This window comes from Cellulomonas sp. P4_H12 (genome assembly GCF_056400905.1).
Window position 1 is genome coordinate 307,275 of the sequence record NZ_JBFUKJ010000001.1, and the last position, 16,361, is coordinate 323,635.

The 16,361-nt window shown below is 70.8% G+C and carries 16 protein-coding genes and 2 tRNA genes; 14 read left to right on the plus strand and 4 right to left on the minus strand.

The genetic code is table 11. The annotated features are described in order from the left end of the window. Window positions 1-3: 3 nt before the first annotated feature. The 8 genes from recF to AC1DQC_RS01550 all read left to right on the plus strand — a co-directional run bounded on the left by recF (window position 4) and on the right by AC1DQC_RS01550 (window position 8,136). A complete protein-coding gene (recF, locus tag AC1DQC_RS01515; protein ID WP_477049461.1) occupies window positions 4-1,197 on the plus strand; it encodes a DNA replication/repair protein RecF in 1,194 nt (397 codons plus the stop codon). Next, window positions 1,187-1,753 (plus strand): DciA family protein, encoded by a 567-nt coding sequence (locus AC1DQC_RS01520; RefSeq protein ID WP_477049462.1) that lies wholly within the window; start codon window positions 1,187-1,189, stop codon window positions 1,751-1,753. Before recF ends, AC1DQC_RS01520 begins: the two co-directional genes overlap by 11 nt. Window positions 1,754-1,936: 183 nt before the next feature. Beyond that, window positions 1,937-3,976, plus strand: a complete 2,040-nt coding sequence (gyrB, locus tag AC1DQC_RS01525) for a DNA topoisomerase (ATP-hydrolyzing) subunit B (protein ID WP_477049463.1) — start codon at window positions 1,937-1,939, stop codon at window positions 3,974-3,976. A 49-nt stretch (window positions 3,977-4,025) separates the two neighbouring features. Next, complete coding sequence (gyrA, locus tag AC1DQC_RS01530) at window positions 4,026-6,641, plus strand: DNA gyrase subunit A (protein WP_477049464.1); 2,616 nt, start codon at window positions 4,026-4,028, stop codon at window positions 6,639-6,641. After that, window positions 6,638-7,753 (plus strand): DUF3566 domain-containing protein, encoded by a 1,116-nt coding sequence (locus tag AC1DQC_RS01535; RefSeq protein WP_477049465.1) that lies wholly within the window; start codon window positions 6,638-6,640, stop codon window positions 7,751-7,753. The genes gyrA and AC1DQC_RS01535 overlap by 4 nt, the downstream gene beginning before the upstream one ends. Window positions 7,754-7,826: 73 nt before the next feature. Then, window positions 7,827-7,900: transfer RNA gene (locus AC1DQC_RS01540), tRNA-Ile, on the plus strand. A 22-nt stretch (window positions 7,901-7,922) separates the two neighbouring features. Further along, window positions 7,923-8,042 carry a DLW-39 family protein gene (locus tag AC1DQC_RS01545; protein WP_477049466.1) on the plus strand — a complete coding sequence of 40 codons (120 nt, stop codon included), beginning with the start codon at window positions 7,923-7,925 and terminating at the stop codon, window positions 8,040-8,042. Between the two features lie 18 nt (window positions 8,043-8,060). Beyond that, a tRNA-Ala gene (locus tag AC1DQC_RS01550) sits at window positions 8,061-8,136 on the plus strand. Here the strand turns inward: AC1DQC_RS01550 and AC1DQC_RS01555 are convergent. The 4 genes from AC1DQC_RS01555 to AC1DQC_RS01570 form a co-directional block, all read right to left on the minus strand. Next, window positions 8,107-9,228: an amidoligase family protein gene (locus tag AC1DQC_RS01555; RefSeq protein WP_477049467.1), complete on the minus strand. Its 1,122-nt coding sequence runs from the start codon at window positions 9,226-9,228 to the stop codon at window positions 8,107-8,109. The genes AC1DQC_RS01550 and AC1DQC_RS01555 overlap by 30 nt on opposite strands. 35 nt (window positions 9,229-9,263) lie before the next feature. Beyond that, window positions 9,264-9,848, minus strand: coding sequence for a hypothetical protein (locus AC1DQC_RS01560; protein ID WP_477049468.1), 585 nt, complete (start codon window positions 9,846-9,848; stop codon window positions 9,264-9,266). Window positions 9,849-10,077: 229 nt separating this feature from the next. Continuing rightward, window positions 10,078-10,782 carry a DUF7168 domain-containing protein gene (locus tag AC1DQC_RS01565; protein ID WP_477049469.1) on the minus strand — a complete coding sequence of 235 codons (705 nt, stop codon included), beginning with the start codon at window positions 10,780-10,782 and terminating at the stop codon, window positions 10,078-10,080. Between the two features lie 91 nt (window positions 10,783-10,873). Next, window positions 10,874-11,530, minus strand: a complete 657-nt coding sequence (locus AC1DQC_RS01570) for a GNAT family N-acetyltransferase (protein WP_477049470.1) — start codon at window positions 11,528-11,530, stop codon at window positions 10,874-10,876. Window positions 11,531-11,615: 85 nt separating this feature from the next. On the opposite strand from AC1DQC_RS01570, the gene AC1DQC_RS01575 reads away from it, so the two are divergent. The 6 genes from AC1DQC_RS01575 to AC1DQC_RS01600 are packed head-to-tail and all read left to right on the plus strand — an operon-like array spanning window position 11,616 to window position 16,322. Continuing rightward, window positions 11,616-12,542, plus strand: coding sequence for an ABC transporter ATP-binding protein (locus tag AC1DQC_RS01575; protein ID WP_477049471.1), 927 nt, complete (start codon window positions 11,616-11,618; stop codon window positions 12,540-12,542). Continuing rightward, on the plus strand, window positions 12,539-13,372 hold the full coding sequence (locus AC1DQC_RS01580; RefSeq protein ID WP_477049472.1) for an ABC transporter permease: 834 nt from the start codon (window positions 12,539-12,541) through the stop codon (window positions 13,370-13,372). The genes AC1DQC_RS01575 and AC1DQC_RS01580 overlap by 4 nt, the downstream gene beginning before the upstream one ends. After that, window positions 13,369-14,187 carry an ABC transporter permease gene (locus AC1DQC_RS01585; RefSeq protein WP_477049473.1) on the plus strand — a complete coding sequence of 273 codons (819 nt, stop codon included), beginning with the start codon at window positions 13,369-13,371 and terminating at the stop codon, window positions 14,185-14,187. The genes AC1DQC_RS01580 and AC1DQC_RS01585 overlap by 4 nt, the downstream gene beginning before the upstream one ends. Before the next feature lie 42 nt (window positions 14,188-14,229). Continuing rightward, on the plus strand, window positions 14,230-14,865 hold the full coding sequence (gene hisH / locus AC1DQC_RS01590) for an imidazole glycerol phosphate synthase subunit HisH (protein ID WP_477049474.1): 636 nt from the start codon (window positions 14,230-14,232) through the stop codon (window positions 14,863-14,865). Beyond that, the gene (gene hisF, locus AC1DQC_RS01595; RefSeq protein WP_477049475.1) at window positions 14,855-15,652 is read left to right on the plus strand and encodes an imidazole glycerol phosphate synthase subunit HisF; all 798 of its coding nucleotides are present in this window, start codon (window positions 14,855-14,857) and stop codon (window positions 15,650-15,652) included. The genes hisH and hisF overlap by 11 nt, the downstream gene beginning before the upstream one ends. 16 nt (window positions 15,653-15,668) lie before the next feature. Continuing rightward, window positions 15,669-16,322: a hypothetical protein gene (locus AC1DQC_RS01600; RefSeq protein WP_477049476.1), complete on the plus strand. Its 654-nt coding sequence runs from the start codon at window positions 15,669-15,671 to the stop codon at window positions 16,320-16,322. Window positions 16,323-16,361: the final 39 nt, after the last annotated feature.

Here is a 16,361-nt window from a genome sequence, read left to right on the forward strand (position 1 = left end):
CAGATGTATGTCGCCCACCTGTCCCTGACGGACTTCCGGTCGTACGCCCAGGTCGAGCTGCCGCTCGAGCCGGGCATCACCGCGCTCGTCGGCCCGAACGGGCAGGGCAAGACCAACCTCGTCGAGGCGCTCGGGTACGTCGCGACCCTGGGCAGCCACCGGGTGCCGACCGACGCGGCGCTGGTGCGCGCCGGCACGACGAGGGCGGTGGTCCGGGCGAAGGTCGTCCGCGAGCTCGAGCCGGGTCAGCCGCGGTCGTCGCTGGTGGAGATCGAGGTCACGCCGGGCAAGGCGAACCGGGCGCGGGTGAACGGCGGTTCGCCGACGCGGGCGCGCGACGTGCTCGGCATCCTGCGCACGGTGCTCTTCGCGCCCGAGGACCTGTCCCTGGTGAAGGGTGATCCGGACGGCCGGCGGAGGTTCCTGGACGATCTCCTGGTCCAGCTCACGCCCCGGGTGGCCGGCGTGATCACGGACTACGACCGGGTGCTGCGCCAGCGGTCCGCCCTGCTGAAGTCGGCCGGCGCCGCCCGACGTGGCGGTGGCACCGATCTGCGCACGCTCGACGTCTGGGACGCCAAGCTGGCGCAGACGGGGGCGCAGATCGTGGTCGCGCGCCGGAACCTGGTCCGGTCGCTCGCGCCACACATCGAGCGCGCGTATGAGCAGGTCAGCGCGGGACAGGGCGCCGCGATCGTCACCTACAAGGCCTCGCTCGACGCGGTGCTGGAGACGGACGACGAGACCGCCTCGGTCGAGCTGGTGGAGGCGCAGCTGCTCGAGGCGATGGGTCGCCTGCGCACCAAGGAGATCGAGCGCGGCGTCAGCCTGGTCGGTCCGCACCGGGACGACCTCGTGCTGGCGCTCGGGGGGCTCCCGGCGAAGGGGTACGCGAGCCACGGCGAGTCGTGGTCGTTCGCCCTGGCGCTGCGGCTCGCGTCCTACGAGCTGCTCACGCACGGGGACGAGGGTGACGACGGGTGGGGCGGCGGCGACTGGGGGCCGGACGGCGAGCCGGTGCTGATCCTCGACGACGTGTTCGCGGAGCTCGACGCGCGGCGGCGCGACCGGCTCGCCGAGCTGGTGGCCCCGGCGCGGCAGGTGCTCATCACCGCGGCGGTCGCGGACGACGTGCCCGCACCGCTGGCCGGCGCGCGCGTCGACGTGATGGGCGGCGAGGTGGCGCGTGTCCTCTGAGGGTGAGCTGTTTCCGAAGCCCAGGCCGGTCGACGGCACGCCGCTGCGGGACCTGGTCGAGCTGACACCTCCGCGACAGGTGGCCCTCGGGGCACTGGGTCGGGCGAAGGCGGCCGCCGCGCAGCGGGGCTTCCGACCGGGTGACCCCGCGCGCCGCCGGCCGCTGCTGCAGGTGCAGATGGGCACCGCGGGACCGGGTGCGCGTGACCCCCAGCTCATCGGGACGACGGTCGGCGGTCTGCTCGACCAGCTGGGCGGCACGTCGGACCAGGTGGCGGGCGTGCTCAAGCACCGTTGGTCCGAGCTGGTGGGCCCGCAGGTGGCCGAGCATTGCGAGTACGTGTCGTTCGAGGGTGGTTCCCTGACGCTGCGGGCGCACTCGACGTCCTGGGCGACGCAGCTCAAGTTCCTGGCGCCGGCCATGCTGGGCCGGTTCGCGGCCGACCTCGGCGAGGGCATCGTGCTCGAGATCACCGTCCTGAACCCGGGGGGGCCGCGGTTCAAGACCGGCCCCAAGCGGGTGGCCGGACGGGGCGAGCGCGACACGTTCCGCTGACCGCGAAGACCCGGGGCGGACACCTGGGGGAAAAGAGGGTCCAGGCCCGTCCACCAGGTAGACTGTGAAGGTCATTCCTGGCGCATCTGTGCCTGGAACTCCAGCGTCATGGAGTGATCCGATCCGGTGAAGTTCGGTCGGCGCCCTCCGTCGCGTGTGAGAGCTTGAGGAGCACCACCGCCCGTGGCCGAGCAGAGCACCACCCCGTCCAGCACGTTGAAGAGCGGCAACGGCGGGTACGACGCCAGTGCGATCACGGTGCTCGAGGGTCTCGAGGCGGTGCGCAAGCGCCCCGGCATGTACATCGGCTCCACCGGAGAGCGCGGCCTGCACCACCTGGTGACCGAGGTCGTCGACAACTCCGTCGACGAGGCCCTGGCCGGCTACTGCGACCACGTCGAGGTCACACTGCTCGCCGACGGCGGCGTCCGCGTGGTCGACAACGGCCGCGGCATCCCTGTCGCCATCCACCCCACCGAGGGCCGGCCGACCGTCGAGGTCGTCATGACGATCCTGCACGCCGGCGGGAAGTTCGGCGGCGCGGGCTACGCCGTGTCCGGCGGCCTGCACGGCGTCGGCATCTCTGTGGTCAACGCCCTCTCGACCCGGGTCGAGACCGTGGTCAAGCGCGACGGGTTCACGTGGCAGCAGAACTTCTCCGACGGCGGGAAGCCGCTGGGTGAGCTGCAGAAGGGCGAGCCGACGGACGAGACCGGGACGTCGCAGACGTTCTGGGCCGATCCCGCCATCTTCGAGACCACCGAGTACGACTTCGAGACGCTGCGCGCACGCTTCCAGCAGTACGCCTTCCTCAACAAGGGCCTGCAGATCTCGCTCACCGACGAGCGCCCGGCGCACCTCGACACCGGCGACGAGGTCACCGGCGAGGAGGAGAAGGAGGAGGGCGCTCCGGCCCCGTTCCGGAACGTCACCTACAAGTACGACGACGGCCTGGTCGACTACGTGAAGCACCTCAACAGCGCGAAGAAGGTGGAGGTCGTCCACCCGGACATCATCGACTTCGAGTCCGAGGACACCGAGCGCCGGATCGCCGTCGAGATCGCCCTGCAGTGGACCAACGCCTACTCGGAGTCGGTGCACACCTACGCCAACACGATCTCGACCACCGAGGGCGGCACGCACGAGGAAGGCTTCCGTGCGGCGATGACCTCGCTGATCAACCGCTACGCGCGCGACAAGGGCATCCTCAAGGAGAAGGACGAGAACCTCACGGGCGACGACATCCGCGAGGGCCTGACGGCAGTCATCTCCATCAAGCTGGGCGAGCCGCAGTTCGAGGGCCAGACCAAGACCAAGCTGGGCAACACCGAGGCCAAGACGTTCGTCCAGCGGGTGGTCAACGACCAGCTCGGCGACTGGCTGGAGTCGCACCCGACCGAGGCCCGCGACGTGATCCGCAAGTCGATCCAGGCCGCCGCCGCGCGCATGGCGGCGCGCAAGGCCCGCGAGGCCACGCGCCGCAAGGGCCTGCTCGAGTCCGGCGGCATGCCGGGCAAGCTGCGCGACTGCCAGTCGAACCGGGCCGAGGAGTGCGAGGTCTTCATCGTCGAGGGCGACTCGGCCGGCGGCTCGGCGGTCCGCGGCCGCAACCCGCGGACGCAGGCGATCCTGCCCATCCGCGGCAAGATCCTCAACGTCGAGCGGGCACGACTGGACCGGGCGCTGGGCAACCAGGAGGTCCAGGCGCTGATCACGGCGTTCGGCACGGGCATCGGCGAGGACTTCGACCTGTCCAAGCTGAGGTACCACAAGATCGTGATCATGGCCGACGCCGACGTCGACGGTCAGCACATCCGGACCCTGCTGCTCACGCTGCTGTTCCGCTACATGCCGAACCTCATCACGCACGGCCACGTGTACCTCGCCCAGCCGCCGCTGTACCGGATCAAGTGGTCGAACGCCGAGCACGACTACGTGTACACGGACCGCGAGCGGGACGCCGTGATCGCCGACGGGCAGGCCTCCGGCAAGCGGCTGCCCAAGGAGAACTCGGTCCAGCGGTACAAGGGCCTCGGCGAGATGGACTACCAGGAGCTCTGGGAGACCACGATGTCGCCCGAGCACCGCACGCTGCTGCAGGTCACGCTCGACGAGGCGGCGGCGGCCGACGAGATCTTCTCGGTCCTCATGGGCGAGGACGTCGAGTCCCGTCGCTCGTTCATCCAGCGCAACGCGAAGGACGTGAGGTTCCTCGACATCTGATCGAGAGACCGCACGGGCCACACGCACGCACCGAACGTAAGGAACCACGTTGAGCGAGACCACCGGCAACGAGATCGAGCACGGCCGCATCGACCAGATCGACCTGCAGCTCGAGATGCAGCGCTCGTACCTGGACTACGCCATGTCCGTCATCGTCGGCCGCGCCCTGCCGGACGTCCGTGACGGCCTGAAGCCGGTGCACCGCCGCGTGCTCTACGCGATGTACGACGGCGGGTACCGCCCGGACCGCCAGTTCTCGAAGTGCTCGCGCGTCGTCGGCGACGTCATGGGCAAGTACCACCCGCACGGCGACACGGCGATCTACGACGCCCTCGTCCGGCTGGTCCAGGACTGGTCGCTGCGCTACCCGCTGGTGGCCGGCCAGGGCAACTTCGGCTCCCCGGGCGACGACCCCGCGGCCGCCCCCCGGTACACCGAGTGCAAGATGGCGCCGCTGTCCATGGAAATGGTCCGGGACATCGACAAGGACACCGTCGACTTCCAGGACAACTACGACGGCCGCACGCAGGAGCCCACGGTCCTGCCGTCGCGGTTCCCGAACCTGCTGGTCAACGGCTCGTCCGGCATCGCCGTCGGCATGGCCACCAACATCCCGCCGCACAACCTGCGCGAGGTGGCCGAGGGCGTGCAGTGGCACCTCGACCACCCCGACGCGTCGCGCGAGGAGCTGCTGGCCGCGCTGCTGGTGCGCATCAAGGGCCCCGACTTCCCGACGGGCGCCACGATCCTGGGCCACAAGGGCATCGAGGAGGCGTACCGGACGGGCCGCGGATCGATCACGATGCGCGCCATCGTCGAGGTCGAGGAGATCCAGGGCCGCATCTGCCTGGTGGTCACCGAGCTGCCGTACCAGGTCAACCCCGACACCCTGGCCAAGAAGATCGCCGACCTGGTCAAGGAGAACCGCGTCACCGGCATCGCGGACATCCGCGACGAGACCAGCGGTCGCGCCGGTCAGCGCCTGGTGATCGTGCTCAAGCGCGACGCCGTCGCCAAGGTCGTGCTCAACAACCTCTACAAGCACACTCAGCTGCAGGACACGTTCGGCGCGAACATGCTCGCGCTCGTCGACGACGTCCCCCGCACGCTGAGCATCGACGCGTTCGTGCGCCACTGGGTCACCCACCAGCTCGACGTCGTCGTGCGCCGGACCCGCTACAAGCTGCGCGAGGCCGAGGCGGAGATCCACATCTACCGCGGGTACCTCAAGGCGCTCGACGCGCTCGACGAGGTCATCGCGCTGATCCGGCGCTCCCCCGACTCCGACGAGGCGCGCACCGGCCTCATGGAGATGCTCGACATCGACGAGGTCCAGGCCAACGCCATCCTCAACCTGCAGCTGCGCCGGCTCGCCGCGCTGCAGCGCCAGCAGATCCTCGAGAACTACGCCAAGCTCGAGGCCGAGATCCTCGAGTACCAGGCGATCCTCGACTCCGAGCAGCGGCAGCGGGACATCGTCTCCGAGGAGCTGGGCGAGATCGTCGCGAAGTACGGCGACGAGCGACGCACGACGATCCTGCCGTTCGACGGCGAGGTCAGCGTCGAGGACCTCATCGCCGAGGAGGAGATGGTCGTCACCATCACGCGCGGCGGCTACGCCAAGCGGACGCGGTCGGACAACTACCGGGCGCAGCGCCGCGGCGGCAAGGGTGTCCGCGGCGCGCAGCTGCGCGAGGACGACCTGGTCGACCACTTCTTCGTGACGACCACCCACCACTGGCTGCTCTTCTTCACCAACCTCGGTCGCGTCTACCGCGCCAAGGCGTACGAGCTGCCCGAGGGCGGCCGCGACGCCAAGGGCCAGCACGTGGCCAACCTGCTCGCCTTCCAGCCGGGCGAGAAGATCGCGCAGGTGCTCGACATCCGCGACTACACCAAGGCCGAGTACCTGGTGCTGGCCACGCAGCGCGGTCTGGTGAAGAAGACGCGCCTGACGGACTACGACTCCAACCGCTCCGGCGGTGTCATCGCGATCAACCTGCGCGAGGACGAGGACGGTCTGCCGGACGAGCTGGTCTCGGCGCGGCTGGTCGACTCCGACCAGGACCTCATCCTGGTGTCGCGCAAGGGTCAGTCGGTGCGGTTCACCGCCTCGGACGAGTCGCTGCGACCCATGGGCCGTGCGACCTCCGGCGTCACGGGCATGAAGTTCCGGGCGGACGACGAGCTGCTGGCCATGGACGTCGTGCGCGAGGACGCGTTCCTGTTCACCGTGACCGAGGGCGGCATCGCCAAGCGCACCGCGCTCACCGTGGAGAACTACCGCCAGCAGGGCCGCGGCGGCCTGGGCATCAAGGTCGCCAACCTTCCCGAGGCGAACGGTGACCTGGTGGGGGCCCTCGTGGTGGACCCGGACGACGAGGTGCTCGTCATCATGGAGCGCGGCAAGATCGTCCGGTCGGCCACCGCGGAGGTCAACGCGACGGGCCGCACCACGCAGGGTGTGATCTTCGCGAAGCCCGACAACGGCGACCGGATCATCGCTGTCGCCCGCAACACTGAGCGACACCTGGCCGACGAGGCAGGTACCGTGGGCGCTGAGAATGGCCAGGTTTCCGACGGATCGGACGCCGCGGACGGTCTGTCTGACGCCGAGACGCCCGCCGACGAGGCCGTGACCGACCAGTCAGCGGAGGACGCATGACCGATTCCACGCCCCCCTCGATCCCGCCACGCAAGCGCCCGACGACGCCCACGACCGCAGGTCGCACCACGACGTCCACGCCACGCTCGGGATCGTCGTCGGCGTGGAACGAGACCGGTGCCGACGACGCCGCGACGCACGTGCCCAGCCTGAACGGCACCAACGGGACCACCGCGTTCACGGTGCCGGCCAGCGTCATGCCGCCCACGGTGACGCCGGCGCGCACGTCGACCCGGTCGGAGCCGCGCTCGGACTCGTCGACCCGCCCCGCACCGGAGCGCACGAGCACGAGCCGTCCCGCGTCCGAGCGGACGGCGAGCAACGGCTCGGCGGAACGGGCGGCGAGCAACGGTTCGTCCGAACGGTCGTCGAGCAACGGATCGGCGGAGCGGGCGTCGAGCAACGGGTCCGCGGAGCCTTCGGGCGCGGCAGGCGCGACGGCCACCGCGATATCTCCACAGGATCGTGACACCACGACCGCCACGGTCGGCGACGAGGACGACTCGCCGTCCCCGATGATGGTGGCAGTGGACACCGCCACGGTCTGGCTCAAGAAGGCCGGTGTCGCCACGTCCGCCGCGTTCGCTGCGGCTACTCGACCCCGGCCCCCCAAGGAACCGACCATGACGACGACCCCGACGGCCGCCCCGGCGGCGAGCTCGACCGCCCCGCGGACGGCGACCTCGACCGAGAACCTCACCGGTGCGCGGCCGAGCACGGGTCGCATCCCGACGGTCGGGCCGCACGGCGCGCCCCGCCGGGTGCGGCTGGCGATCTCCCGGGTCGACCCCTGGTCCGTCATGAAGCTGTCGTTCCTGCTGTCGGTCGCCATCGGCGTGATGTTCGTCGTCGCGGCCGCCGTGGTCTGGTTCACGCTCAACGGGCTGCAGGTGTTCACCAAGGCCGACAACCTCGTCACGCAGATCACCGGCACGGAGAGCGGGATCGACATCCTGCAGTACGTCGAGTTCTCCCGGATCATCTCCGGCGCGACGCTCATCGCGGTGATCGACGTGTTCCTGCTGACGGCCCTCGCGACCATCGGCGCGTTCCTCTACAACATCGTGGCGGCGCTCGTCGGCGGCGTGCACGTGACCATGACCGACGAGTGAGGCGCACGCGTTTTGGTGGCACCCCTGCCCTGGGGTAGTCTCGTCCGGCGCCACTGCGGCGCACGCAGTGCACGGGCCTATAGCTCAGACGGTTAGAGCGCTTCCCTGATAAGGAAGAGGTCACAGGTTCAAGTCCTGTTAGGCCCACTCCCGACCCGTGGGGGAACCGATGAAGAAGCTCCTGCTCCTGGTGGCCCTTGCCGCCGTCGGATTCGTCGTGTGGCAGAAGTACGCACAGGATCGCGACGAGCGAGACCTGTGGGCAGAGGTCACCGACACCTTCGAGTGAGCCCGCCCGGGCTCGCACGGGGCCATGGCGCAATTGGTAGCGCACCTGCTTTGCAAGCAGGGGGTTAGGGGTTCGAGTCCCCTTGGCTCCACCACGAGCGGTCCGAGTACGGGCGCCGCTCAGACACGTCCGCGAGGTTCAGCAGCGCTGAACGCGCGTCCGACGCTCCGCCGGCATCCGGCCGGGGGATCGGGCGGTCGTCCAGGCACCGGCGTAGCAGGGCCTCGATCAGGGCGGCGCCACGCACGATCGCGTCCTCCTCGATCGAGCCCGGCAGGATCCTGACCTCGAGCGTGTCTCGCACGGGGTGCGTCGCGACGACCTGCGTGAGGTTGACGTCCGCGAACTTGGTCAGCCCGACCGCCCGGGCATCCTCCGCCAGCGCCGCCCACTCCTGCGGCGCGTCGTCGGGTGCGCGCTCCACGAGGCCAAGGAGGGCCGACGGCAGGGGCCCGAGACGCCGGCACGCGGGGTTGGTGCCGAGGGCGGCCCACAGCTGCTCGCGCCACCACCCGAACAGGCGGACCACGTTGGCGAACGCGGCCAGCCGACGGAACGGGCCTGCATCAAGGTGCAGGTGCACGGCGGCCTCGTGCGGCACCGTGAAGCCGAGCTCGCGCGCGGGCGCGAGCAGCCGGCCCAGGGCCTCCCCGTGCCGGGAGACCAGCGGCGGTGTCACCAGCTCGCACGGACGCTCTCGACCGGGTGGCAGCGGCAGCGCCACCGCGACGGTCGCCCCGGCCGAGTCGTTCACGCGGGCCGAGTCGGGACCAGCGTCGACGTCGACCCCGAACAGCTCCGCGACCTGTTCGAGCACCGACGCGAGCGGTGCTGACGGGTCGGCATGCCTCTCGACCAGCCGCAGCAAGCGGCCGTCGTCGACGAGCACGCGGTACCAACCGCGGTGGCCGCGTGCGGTGGATCCCGCGAGGTCCGCGCGGATGGTCACGTCGTCGACGAGGCGCACGACCGGCGCCCCGTTCGCGTCCGTGACCTGGAACGCCGGCGACAGGTGCCGGAAGAGTCCGACGCCCGGGACCGGGGACGGCTCGGAGTCGGTGTGGAACGAGCGCTCGACCCAGCCGTGGTGGTCGGCGGCGATCCGCTCGGCGAGCGTGAGCCGGTCGGAGCCGTCGGGTGCGAGGAGCTCGACCTCGAACCCGACCCGCCAGGTCAGCTCGCCCACGTGAGCGTGGCCCTCGGTCCGGTACCGGTCACTCGTCAGGACGTCGGGGTGCCGCTCGGCGGCACCGGCAGCGTCTGCCCCGCGACGAGCATCTGGCCCGCGGTCGTCTTTGCCTCGAACACGTCGACGTGCCACAGCGCGGCGAGCTTCTCCCCGTCCTCGCCGGTGTAGCCCGCGTCCCAGTACGCCTCGGCTGCCAGCATCGCGACCGTGTCGGGGTCGGTGAGGTCCAGGGACGACCCGGGGGCGACCGGCACCGGTTGGCCGTCGAGCAGCAGCTGGCCGGCGCGACCCTTCGCCTCCAGGAGCGGCACCTGCCACAGGTCGGCGAGGGCGTTCGCGTCCTCCATGTAGTAGCCCGCCGCCCAGAACGCGTCGGACCGCTCCTCGGTGTACTCGTCGGCGCCTGCGACCTCCGCCGGTGCCGTCTCAGCCTCCGCGGCGGCCACGGTCTCCGTGGCCGCAGGGGTGGCCGGCCCGCCGGCCACGATCACCGTGGTGTCCGGCTCGGCGGCGGCGGAGCGGGCGAGGGCGTACGCGGCCCCGGTCGCGCCGACGGTGAGGGTCGCGGCGACGACGCCGATCGCCGCCGTACGACGGGGGGAACGGGTGGTGCTCACGAGGGGCTTCATCGGACCTCCGGGAGAACGCGTGGGACGGTCGCGCCTGCCCCGACGCGTCCGACGCCCGGCTGCGTCTGCCCGCGCGGTGCGACGTCCGGCACCGGCCGAGGGACCGCCCTGGCGGTCGACACCCTAGTCCCGTCCCTGCCCGAACAGGCCCCAAACGGCGACGTCGGCGGTCCGGATGCCCCGAAGGTCTGAGTCAGGGTGGCCACCTCTCGGTACGTCACCGCCCCAGCGCGCGGGTGCTGGCGGCCGGAACCGTGCGGTCCGACACGGCGATGTCGGCCCTGGCACCGGCTTCCGCCCCGGCCGCCCAGCCTCGCCCCGAGAGCCGTCGGGTCGTGCGCCGCACGAACGGGAACGCACGATCCACGGCCGCGTCGACGTCCCGGTCGCGCGCGGCGAGCACGAGCGCGCTCGACGTCCCCTCGGTCTCCGCCACGACGAGCGCCTCGGCGTAGAACTGCCGCAGGCGGCGCGCGACGATCGCCGCGAACCCGGCGGCGAACGTCCGCTTGTCGCTCGGTGTGCCGCCGTGCGCGGACATCTCGGCCAGCATCTGCGGTTCGAGCGACGCGGTCAGCACGGCCGCCATCGACATGTCGGACGCGAACCCGAACGCGACGAACTCGGTGCTGGTGCCCCGACGCGTGCGCAGAGGGCGGCAGCCGAAGGCACCGTACACAGCGGTGCGCAGCTCGATCCGGTCCAGCACCCACGATCCCGTGACGGCCTCGTCCGTGCGGACCGGCTCGCGCGCTCGCTCCGTCGTCATCCGCGCCGCGGCCTCGTCGATGCTGTGCCGGAGCATGAGCTTCTCGGCCCGGTTCCGCGCGAGCTCGCGCTCGGGCTGGTGCGGCGAACCGCCGTCCGCGATCGCCAGGAGCGTGCGGATCAGCGCGAGGGTCTCGTCAGGGGACTTCGGCATCGGGGCTCCCGGTGTGCGGTGGAGCCGTCACCGTAAGGGTGCGTGCCGACACAGGACGCACGGCGGGCGGATCTGTGGACGACGGGGACCCTCAGATGCCGAGCTGCTCCCGGGCCGCCTCGATCCCGACGAGCGTGACCTCCGGCCGCAGCTCTGCCGGGCGCGCGTCCCACGACGCCCGGTCCAGCACGTAGCGGTTGCTGCGCGCCGGCGCTCCCTCGCGGGCGAGGACGTCCACACCGTTCTCGGTGTAGCCGATCCGGCACGTGACCCCGTTCGAGGGCGCGTTGTCGTCGAAGGCGCTGGTGGCCGCACGTCGGCCGTCGAAGCCCTCGAACAGCAGGTGCAGGATCATCAGCCGCATGCGGGTGCCGATGCCCTGCCTGTGGTGCCGCAGGCCCAGCCACGAGCCGGTCTCGGCCGCGCGCGTCACCGGGAAGTCCTTCGCCATGAGCCCCTGCACGCCGACGACCTCGCCGGCCCGGACGACCGCGAGCTCGAGCTGCCAGGCCTCCGGCGCGACGGCGGCGCGGCGGCCCCAGTGGTAGGTGAGGATGCTGCGCGCCACCTCGGTCGGGGTGCCGCGCGTCCACGGGACCGTGAACGGCATCGCCTCCGGCGCGTGGATCCCGTCGGCGGCGAGCCGGGCGAGCGCGAGCAGGTGCTCGTCGTCGAGGAAGCGGAGCTCGAGGTCACCGCTGCGCACGCGCAGGCCGGCGAGGGGCCAGAGGTCGACGAGGTCGGTCATCGGTGCAGGCTGCCGTCGCCGCCGTTTTGCGGTCAACATCAATGTCCTCCGCGGGTGTCGGTCCGGTCGTCTAGGTTGGTCCGCTGTGACCGCACCCGTCATCGCCGCCCACGGCCTCACCAAGCGCTTCGGCGAGTTCACCGCCGTCGACGGCATCGACTTCGAGGTCCCGCCGGGCGAGTCGTTCGGTCTGCTGGGGCCCAACGGTGCCGGCAAGTCCACCACCATGCGGATGATCGGTGCGGTGTCGTCGCGGACGGCGGGCGACCTGCGGGTGCTCGGGCTCGACCCGGACACCCACGGGCCCGAGATCCGGTCACTGCTCGGGGTGGTGCCGCAGGAGGACAACCTCGACACCGAGCTGCGGGTGCGCGACAACCTCATCGTCTACGGGCGCTACTTCGGCATCCCGCGCTCGGTGTGCGCATCCCGCGCGGACGAGCTGCTGGGGTTCGCGCAGCTCGAGGAGAAGCGCAACGCCAAGGTCGACGACCTCTCCGGCGGCATGAAGCGGCGGCTGACGATCGCCCGGGCCCTCATCAACGAGCCGCGCATCCTCATGCTCGACGAGCCGACCACCGGCCTCGACCCGCAGGCGCGCCACGTGCTGTGGGACCGGCTCTTCCGGCTCAAGGAGCGCGGCACCACGCTGGTGCTCACCACGCACTACATGGACGAGGCCGAGCAGCTGTGCGACCGGCTGGTGGTCGTGGACAAAGGCCGGATCATGGCCGAGGGCAGCCCGTCCAGCCTGATCCGGCAGTACTCGACGCGCGAGGTCGTGGAGCTGCGCTTCGGGTCGGACCGCAACGCCGACGCCGCGGTCCGCATGGCCGGCCTGGTCGAGCGGATCGAGGTGCTGCCCGACCGCGTCCTGCTCTACGCCGACGACGGCGAGGCGGTGCTCGAGCGGGTCACCGACCTCGGGCTGCACCCCACCACGTCGCTGGTCCGACGCTCGAGCCTCGAGGACGTGTTCCTGCGGCTCACCGGGCGGAGCCTGATCGAATGACGACCACCCTGCCCGAGGCGGCCGTCGAGGCCGCTGTCCGCCCCCGCCGGTTCGGCGCCTGGTACGTCGCGGAGCACCAGCTGCGCGGCATGAAGGCGTACGGCTGGACGATCGTCGTGGGGTCCGTCGGCAACCCGCTCCTGTACCTGCTGGGCATCGGCCTGGGCCTGGCGACGTTCCTCGACCAGTCGGTGGCATCGGGCGCGGACGGTCCCGTCAGCTACGTGTGGTTCGTCGCGCCCGCGCTCCTGGCGACCGCCGGCGTGACCGTCGCGACCGACGAGTTCACGTTCGTCATCATGGCCGGGTTCAAGTGGCGCCGGATCTTCTGGGGCATGAACGCGTCGCCGATCGCACCGCCGCAGATCATGGCCGGGCTCGTGCTGTCCGTCGTGCTCCGGATGCTGTTCACGACCACGGTCTACTACGTGCTCATCGTGGCGTTCGGCGCGGTCGGCGACCCGGTGCGGGGCGCGCTCATGCCGCTGGTCGGCGTGCTCGCGGGACTGGCCTTCGGCCTGCCGCTCATGGCGTTCTCCGCCAGCCTCACCGAGGACAAGGGGCAGTTCGCCCTGGTGCAGCGGTTCATCTTCACGCCGCTGTTCCTGTTCTCCGGCACCTTCTACCCGCTGGCCACGCTCCCGGTGTGGCTGCACTGGATCGGGTGGATCTCCCCGCTGTGGCACGCGAGCGAGATCGGGCGGGCGCTCTCCTACGGGTCGCCGCCCGGGGCGTGGCCGGTGGGCTGGCACCTCGCCATCCTGCTCGCCATGGCGGCGGTCGGCTGGGTCCTGGCCCGCCGCGTGTTCGTGAGGAGGCTGCGCGGATGACGACGACCGCCAGCGCGCCCGCGCGCAGCACCGCCGTGAGCGCGCTCTACGCCCGCAACGCGCGGTCGGTCGTCGCGCGCGGGCTCAAGGCCACCAAGAGCTCGAGCGGCATCGTGGTCCTCTCGGGCTTCTTCGAGCCGGTCTTCTTCCTCTTCGCCATGGGCGTCGGGCTCGGCTCGTACATCGGCGACGTCGAGCTGCCGACCGGGGGCTCCGTCTCGTACGCCGCCTTCATCGCCCCGGCGCTGCTGGCCGTGTCCGCCATGAACGGGGCGGTCTACGACTCCACGTGGAACGTGTTCTTCAAGATGCACTTCGGCAAGCTCTACGACGCGATGCTGGCCACGTCGCTCGGGCCGCTCGACGTGGCTTTCGGCGAGATCTCCTACGCGCTGCTGCGCGGTGGCGTCTACGCCCTCGGGTTCCTCACCGTCATGCAGGTGATGGGCCTCAACCTCGCCTGGTCCGCCGCGCTGGCCATCCCGGCGGTGCTGCTCGTGGCGTTCGGCTTCGCCAGCGTCGGCATGGCCGTGACCAGCTACATGAAGACCTTCCAGCAGATGGACTGGATCAACTTCGTGATGCTCCCGATGTTCTTGTTCTCCGCCACCTTCTACCCCATCACCGTCTACCCGGGATGGTTGCAGGGCGTCATCAAGGCGCTGCCCCTGTGGCACGCGGTCGAGCTGGTGCGCGGCCTGACGCTCGGGGTGCTCGACGGGTCGATGCTGGTGCACGTCGCGTACTTCGTCGTCATGATCGGTCTCGGTCTCGCGTTCACCACGGTGCGGTTGAGGGCGCTGTTCCTCGACTGACGTCCACGATTCGAGATCGCCGTCCCGTGTAGGATTGGGCAAGTGATCGGGATCATCGACTATCGCACCGGGAATTCGCAGAGCATTTCCTATGCGCTCGACCATCTCGGTGTCCCGCACGCGCTCGTGGCCAAGCCGAGCGAGTGCGACGAGGTCGACAAGTACATCCTTCCCGGCGTCGGGGCCGCCGGCGTGACCATGGAGTCGCTGGCGCAGGAGGGGTGGATCGACCACCTCGAGGAGAAGGTCCGGGGCGATGGCCAGGGATTTCTCGGCGTGTGCGTGGGGCTCCAGGTGCTGTTCGAGCACTCGGCCGAAGGTGACGTCGAGTGCCTGGGCTGGCTGCCGGGCAGCGTCCACGAGTTCGACCGGTCCGAGGTCCGCGTGCCCCACATGGGCTGGAACAATGTCGAGGTCCGCGGCGACCACCCGTTCTCGCGGTCATTCACGCCGAACGGGTTCTACTATTTCGTGAATTCTTTCTATGCCCGGCCGGCGGAGGATTCTGCTCTCGTCGGCGTGACGACGTACGGCCAGGAGTTCGCCGCCGCGGTGGCGTACAAGAACATCATGGCGACGCAGTTCCACACCGAGAAGAGCGCCCGCGCCGGCCTCCAGGTGCTGAAGTCGTTCTGCGACCTCGACGTGACCGACCTGAAGGATCTCGATGCTCGCTAACCGGCTCATCGCCTGCTTCGACGTCAAGGACGGACGCGTCACCAAGGCCCAGCAGTTCCAGGACAACATCGACGTGGGCGACCCGGCCGAGCTGGCCGACCGGCTCTACCACGAGGACGTCGACGAGATCGTCATCTACGACATCATGGCCAGCGCCCAGAAGCGCCAGATCGACCTGGACATGGTCCGCAAGGCGGCGCACCGCACGTTCGTGCCGCTGACGGTCGGCGGCGGCATCCGGCACCTCGAGGACATGCACGCGGTGCTGCGCGCGGGCGCCGAGAAGATCAGCATCGACTCGATGGCCGTGCGCAGGCCGGAGATCATCACCCAGGGGTCGGTCGAGTTCGGCCGGCAGTGCATCGTGCTGAGCATGCAGGTCAAGCGGGTGGAGCCCACCGCGACGATCCCCAGCGGGTACGAGATCGCGATCGACGGCGCCCGCACGTACACGGGCATGGACGCGGTCGAGTGGGCGAAGCGGGGGCAGGACCTCGGCGCGGGCGAGATCGTCGTCAACAGCATCGACCGCGACGGCACCGGGTCGGGATACGACCTCGACATCACCGGGATGATCACCGAGGCGGTCCAGCTTCCCGTCATCGCCTCGGGCGGCGCCGGTCTGGTCAGCCACGTGAGCCAGGCCTTCGCCATCGGCGCCACGGGGGCCATCGTCAGCTCCATGCTCTACTCGCCGCGGGTCGAGCACACGCTCTCCGTCGGCGAGATGAAGGCGCAGCTCGGGGAGCTGGGCGAGCGGGTCCGGCCCGTGCACAGCGCCGACTGACGACGGGCGGCGGCGCGTGATCCTCGCCCCGAACGTCGGCCACCACGACTCACCTTCCGTGCGCCGCCAGTACGAGGGTTCGTGGCTGGAGATCAGCCCCGAGCGCGTCCGCTGGGTCGCGCCGGCGGCGGCCGTCCCTGCCGGAGGCGGGTTCGGCGTCCCCGTCGGAGGAGAGCCCGGGCAGGCGCGGGCGATCACCCACGTGCAGGCCGCGTTCCCCGCCCGCGGCACCGAGGGAATCGTGGACCGGTACGCCGTCACCGACGCCGCCGGCGCGGTGCTGGGCTCGTTCCCGTCCGGGCAAGGGTTGAGCGGGTCCGCGCTGCCCGAGCACCAGGCAGGTTGGTATCCCCTGACGGCGGTGCGGGCCGCCGCCCTGGACGCTGGCCTGATCTGGGCCGAGCGCGACTTCACTGGCGACGCGGCCGGACTCGAGCGCGAGTTCCCGGGCGTCATCGCGCACGTGCGGGCGCTGACGGTGGTGGCCTGGTCCCGGGCGCTCGCCTACGCCCTCGGCGGTGTCGTCCTGCTCGCCCTGCCCTGGATCGCCGCCTCCGGCGGGGGGACGTCGCCCGTGTTTCGCGCGATCACGGCGGTGCTCGGCGTGATCACCCTCGCTGCCGGGATCGGGAACACGCCGCCGGTGATGCGCCGGCTCGCACGCCGATGACGAGGGCGCCGCACCCGACGGTGCGGCGCCCTCGTCGTG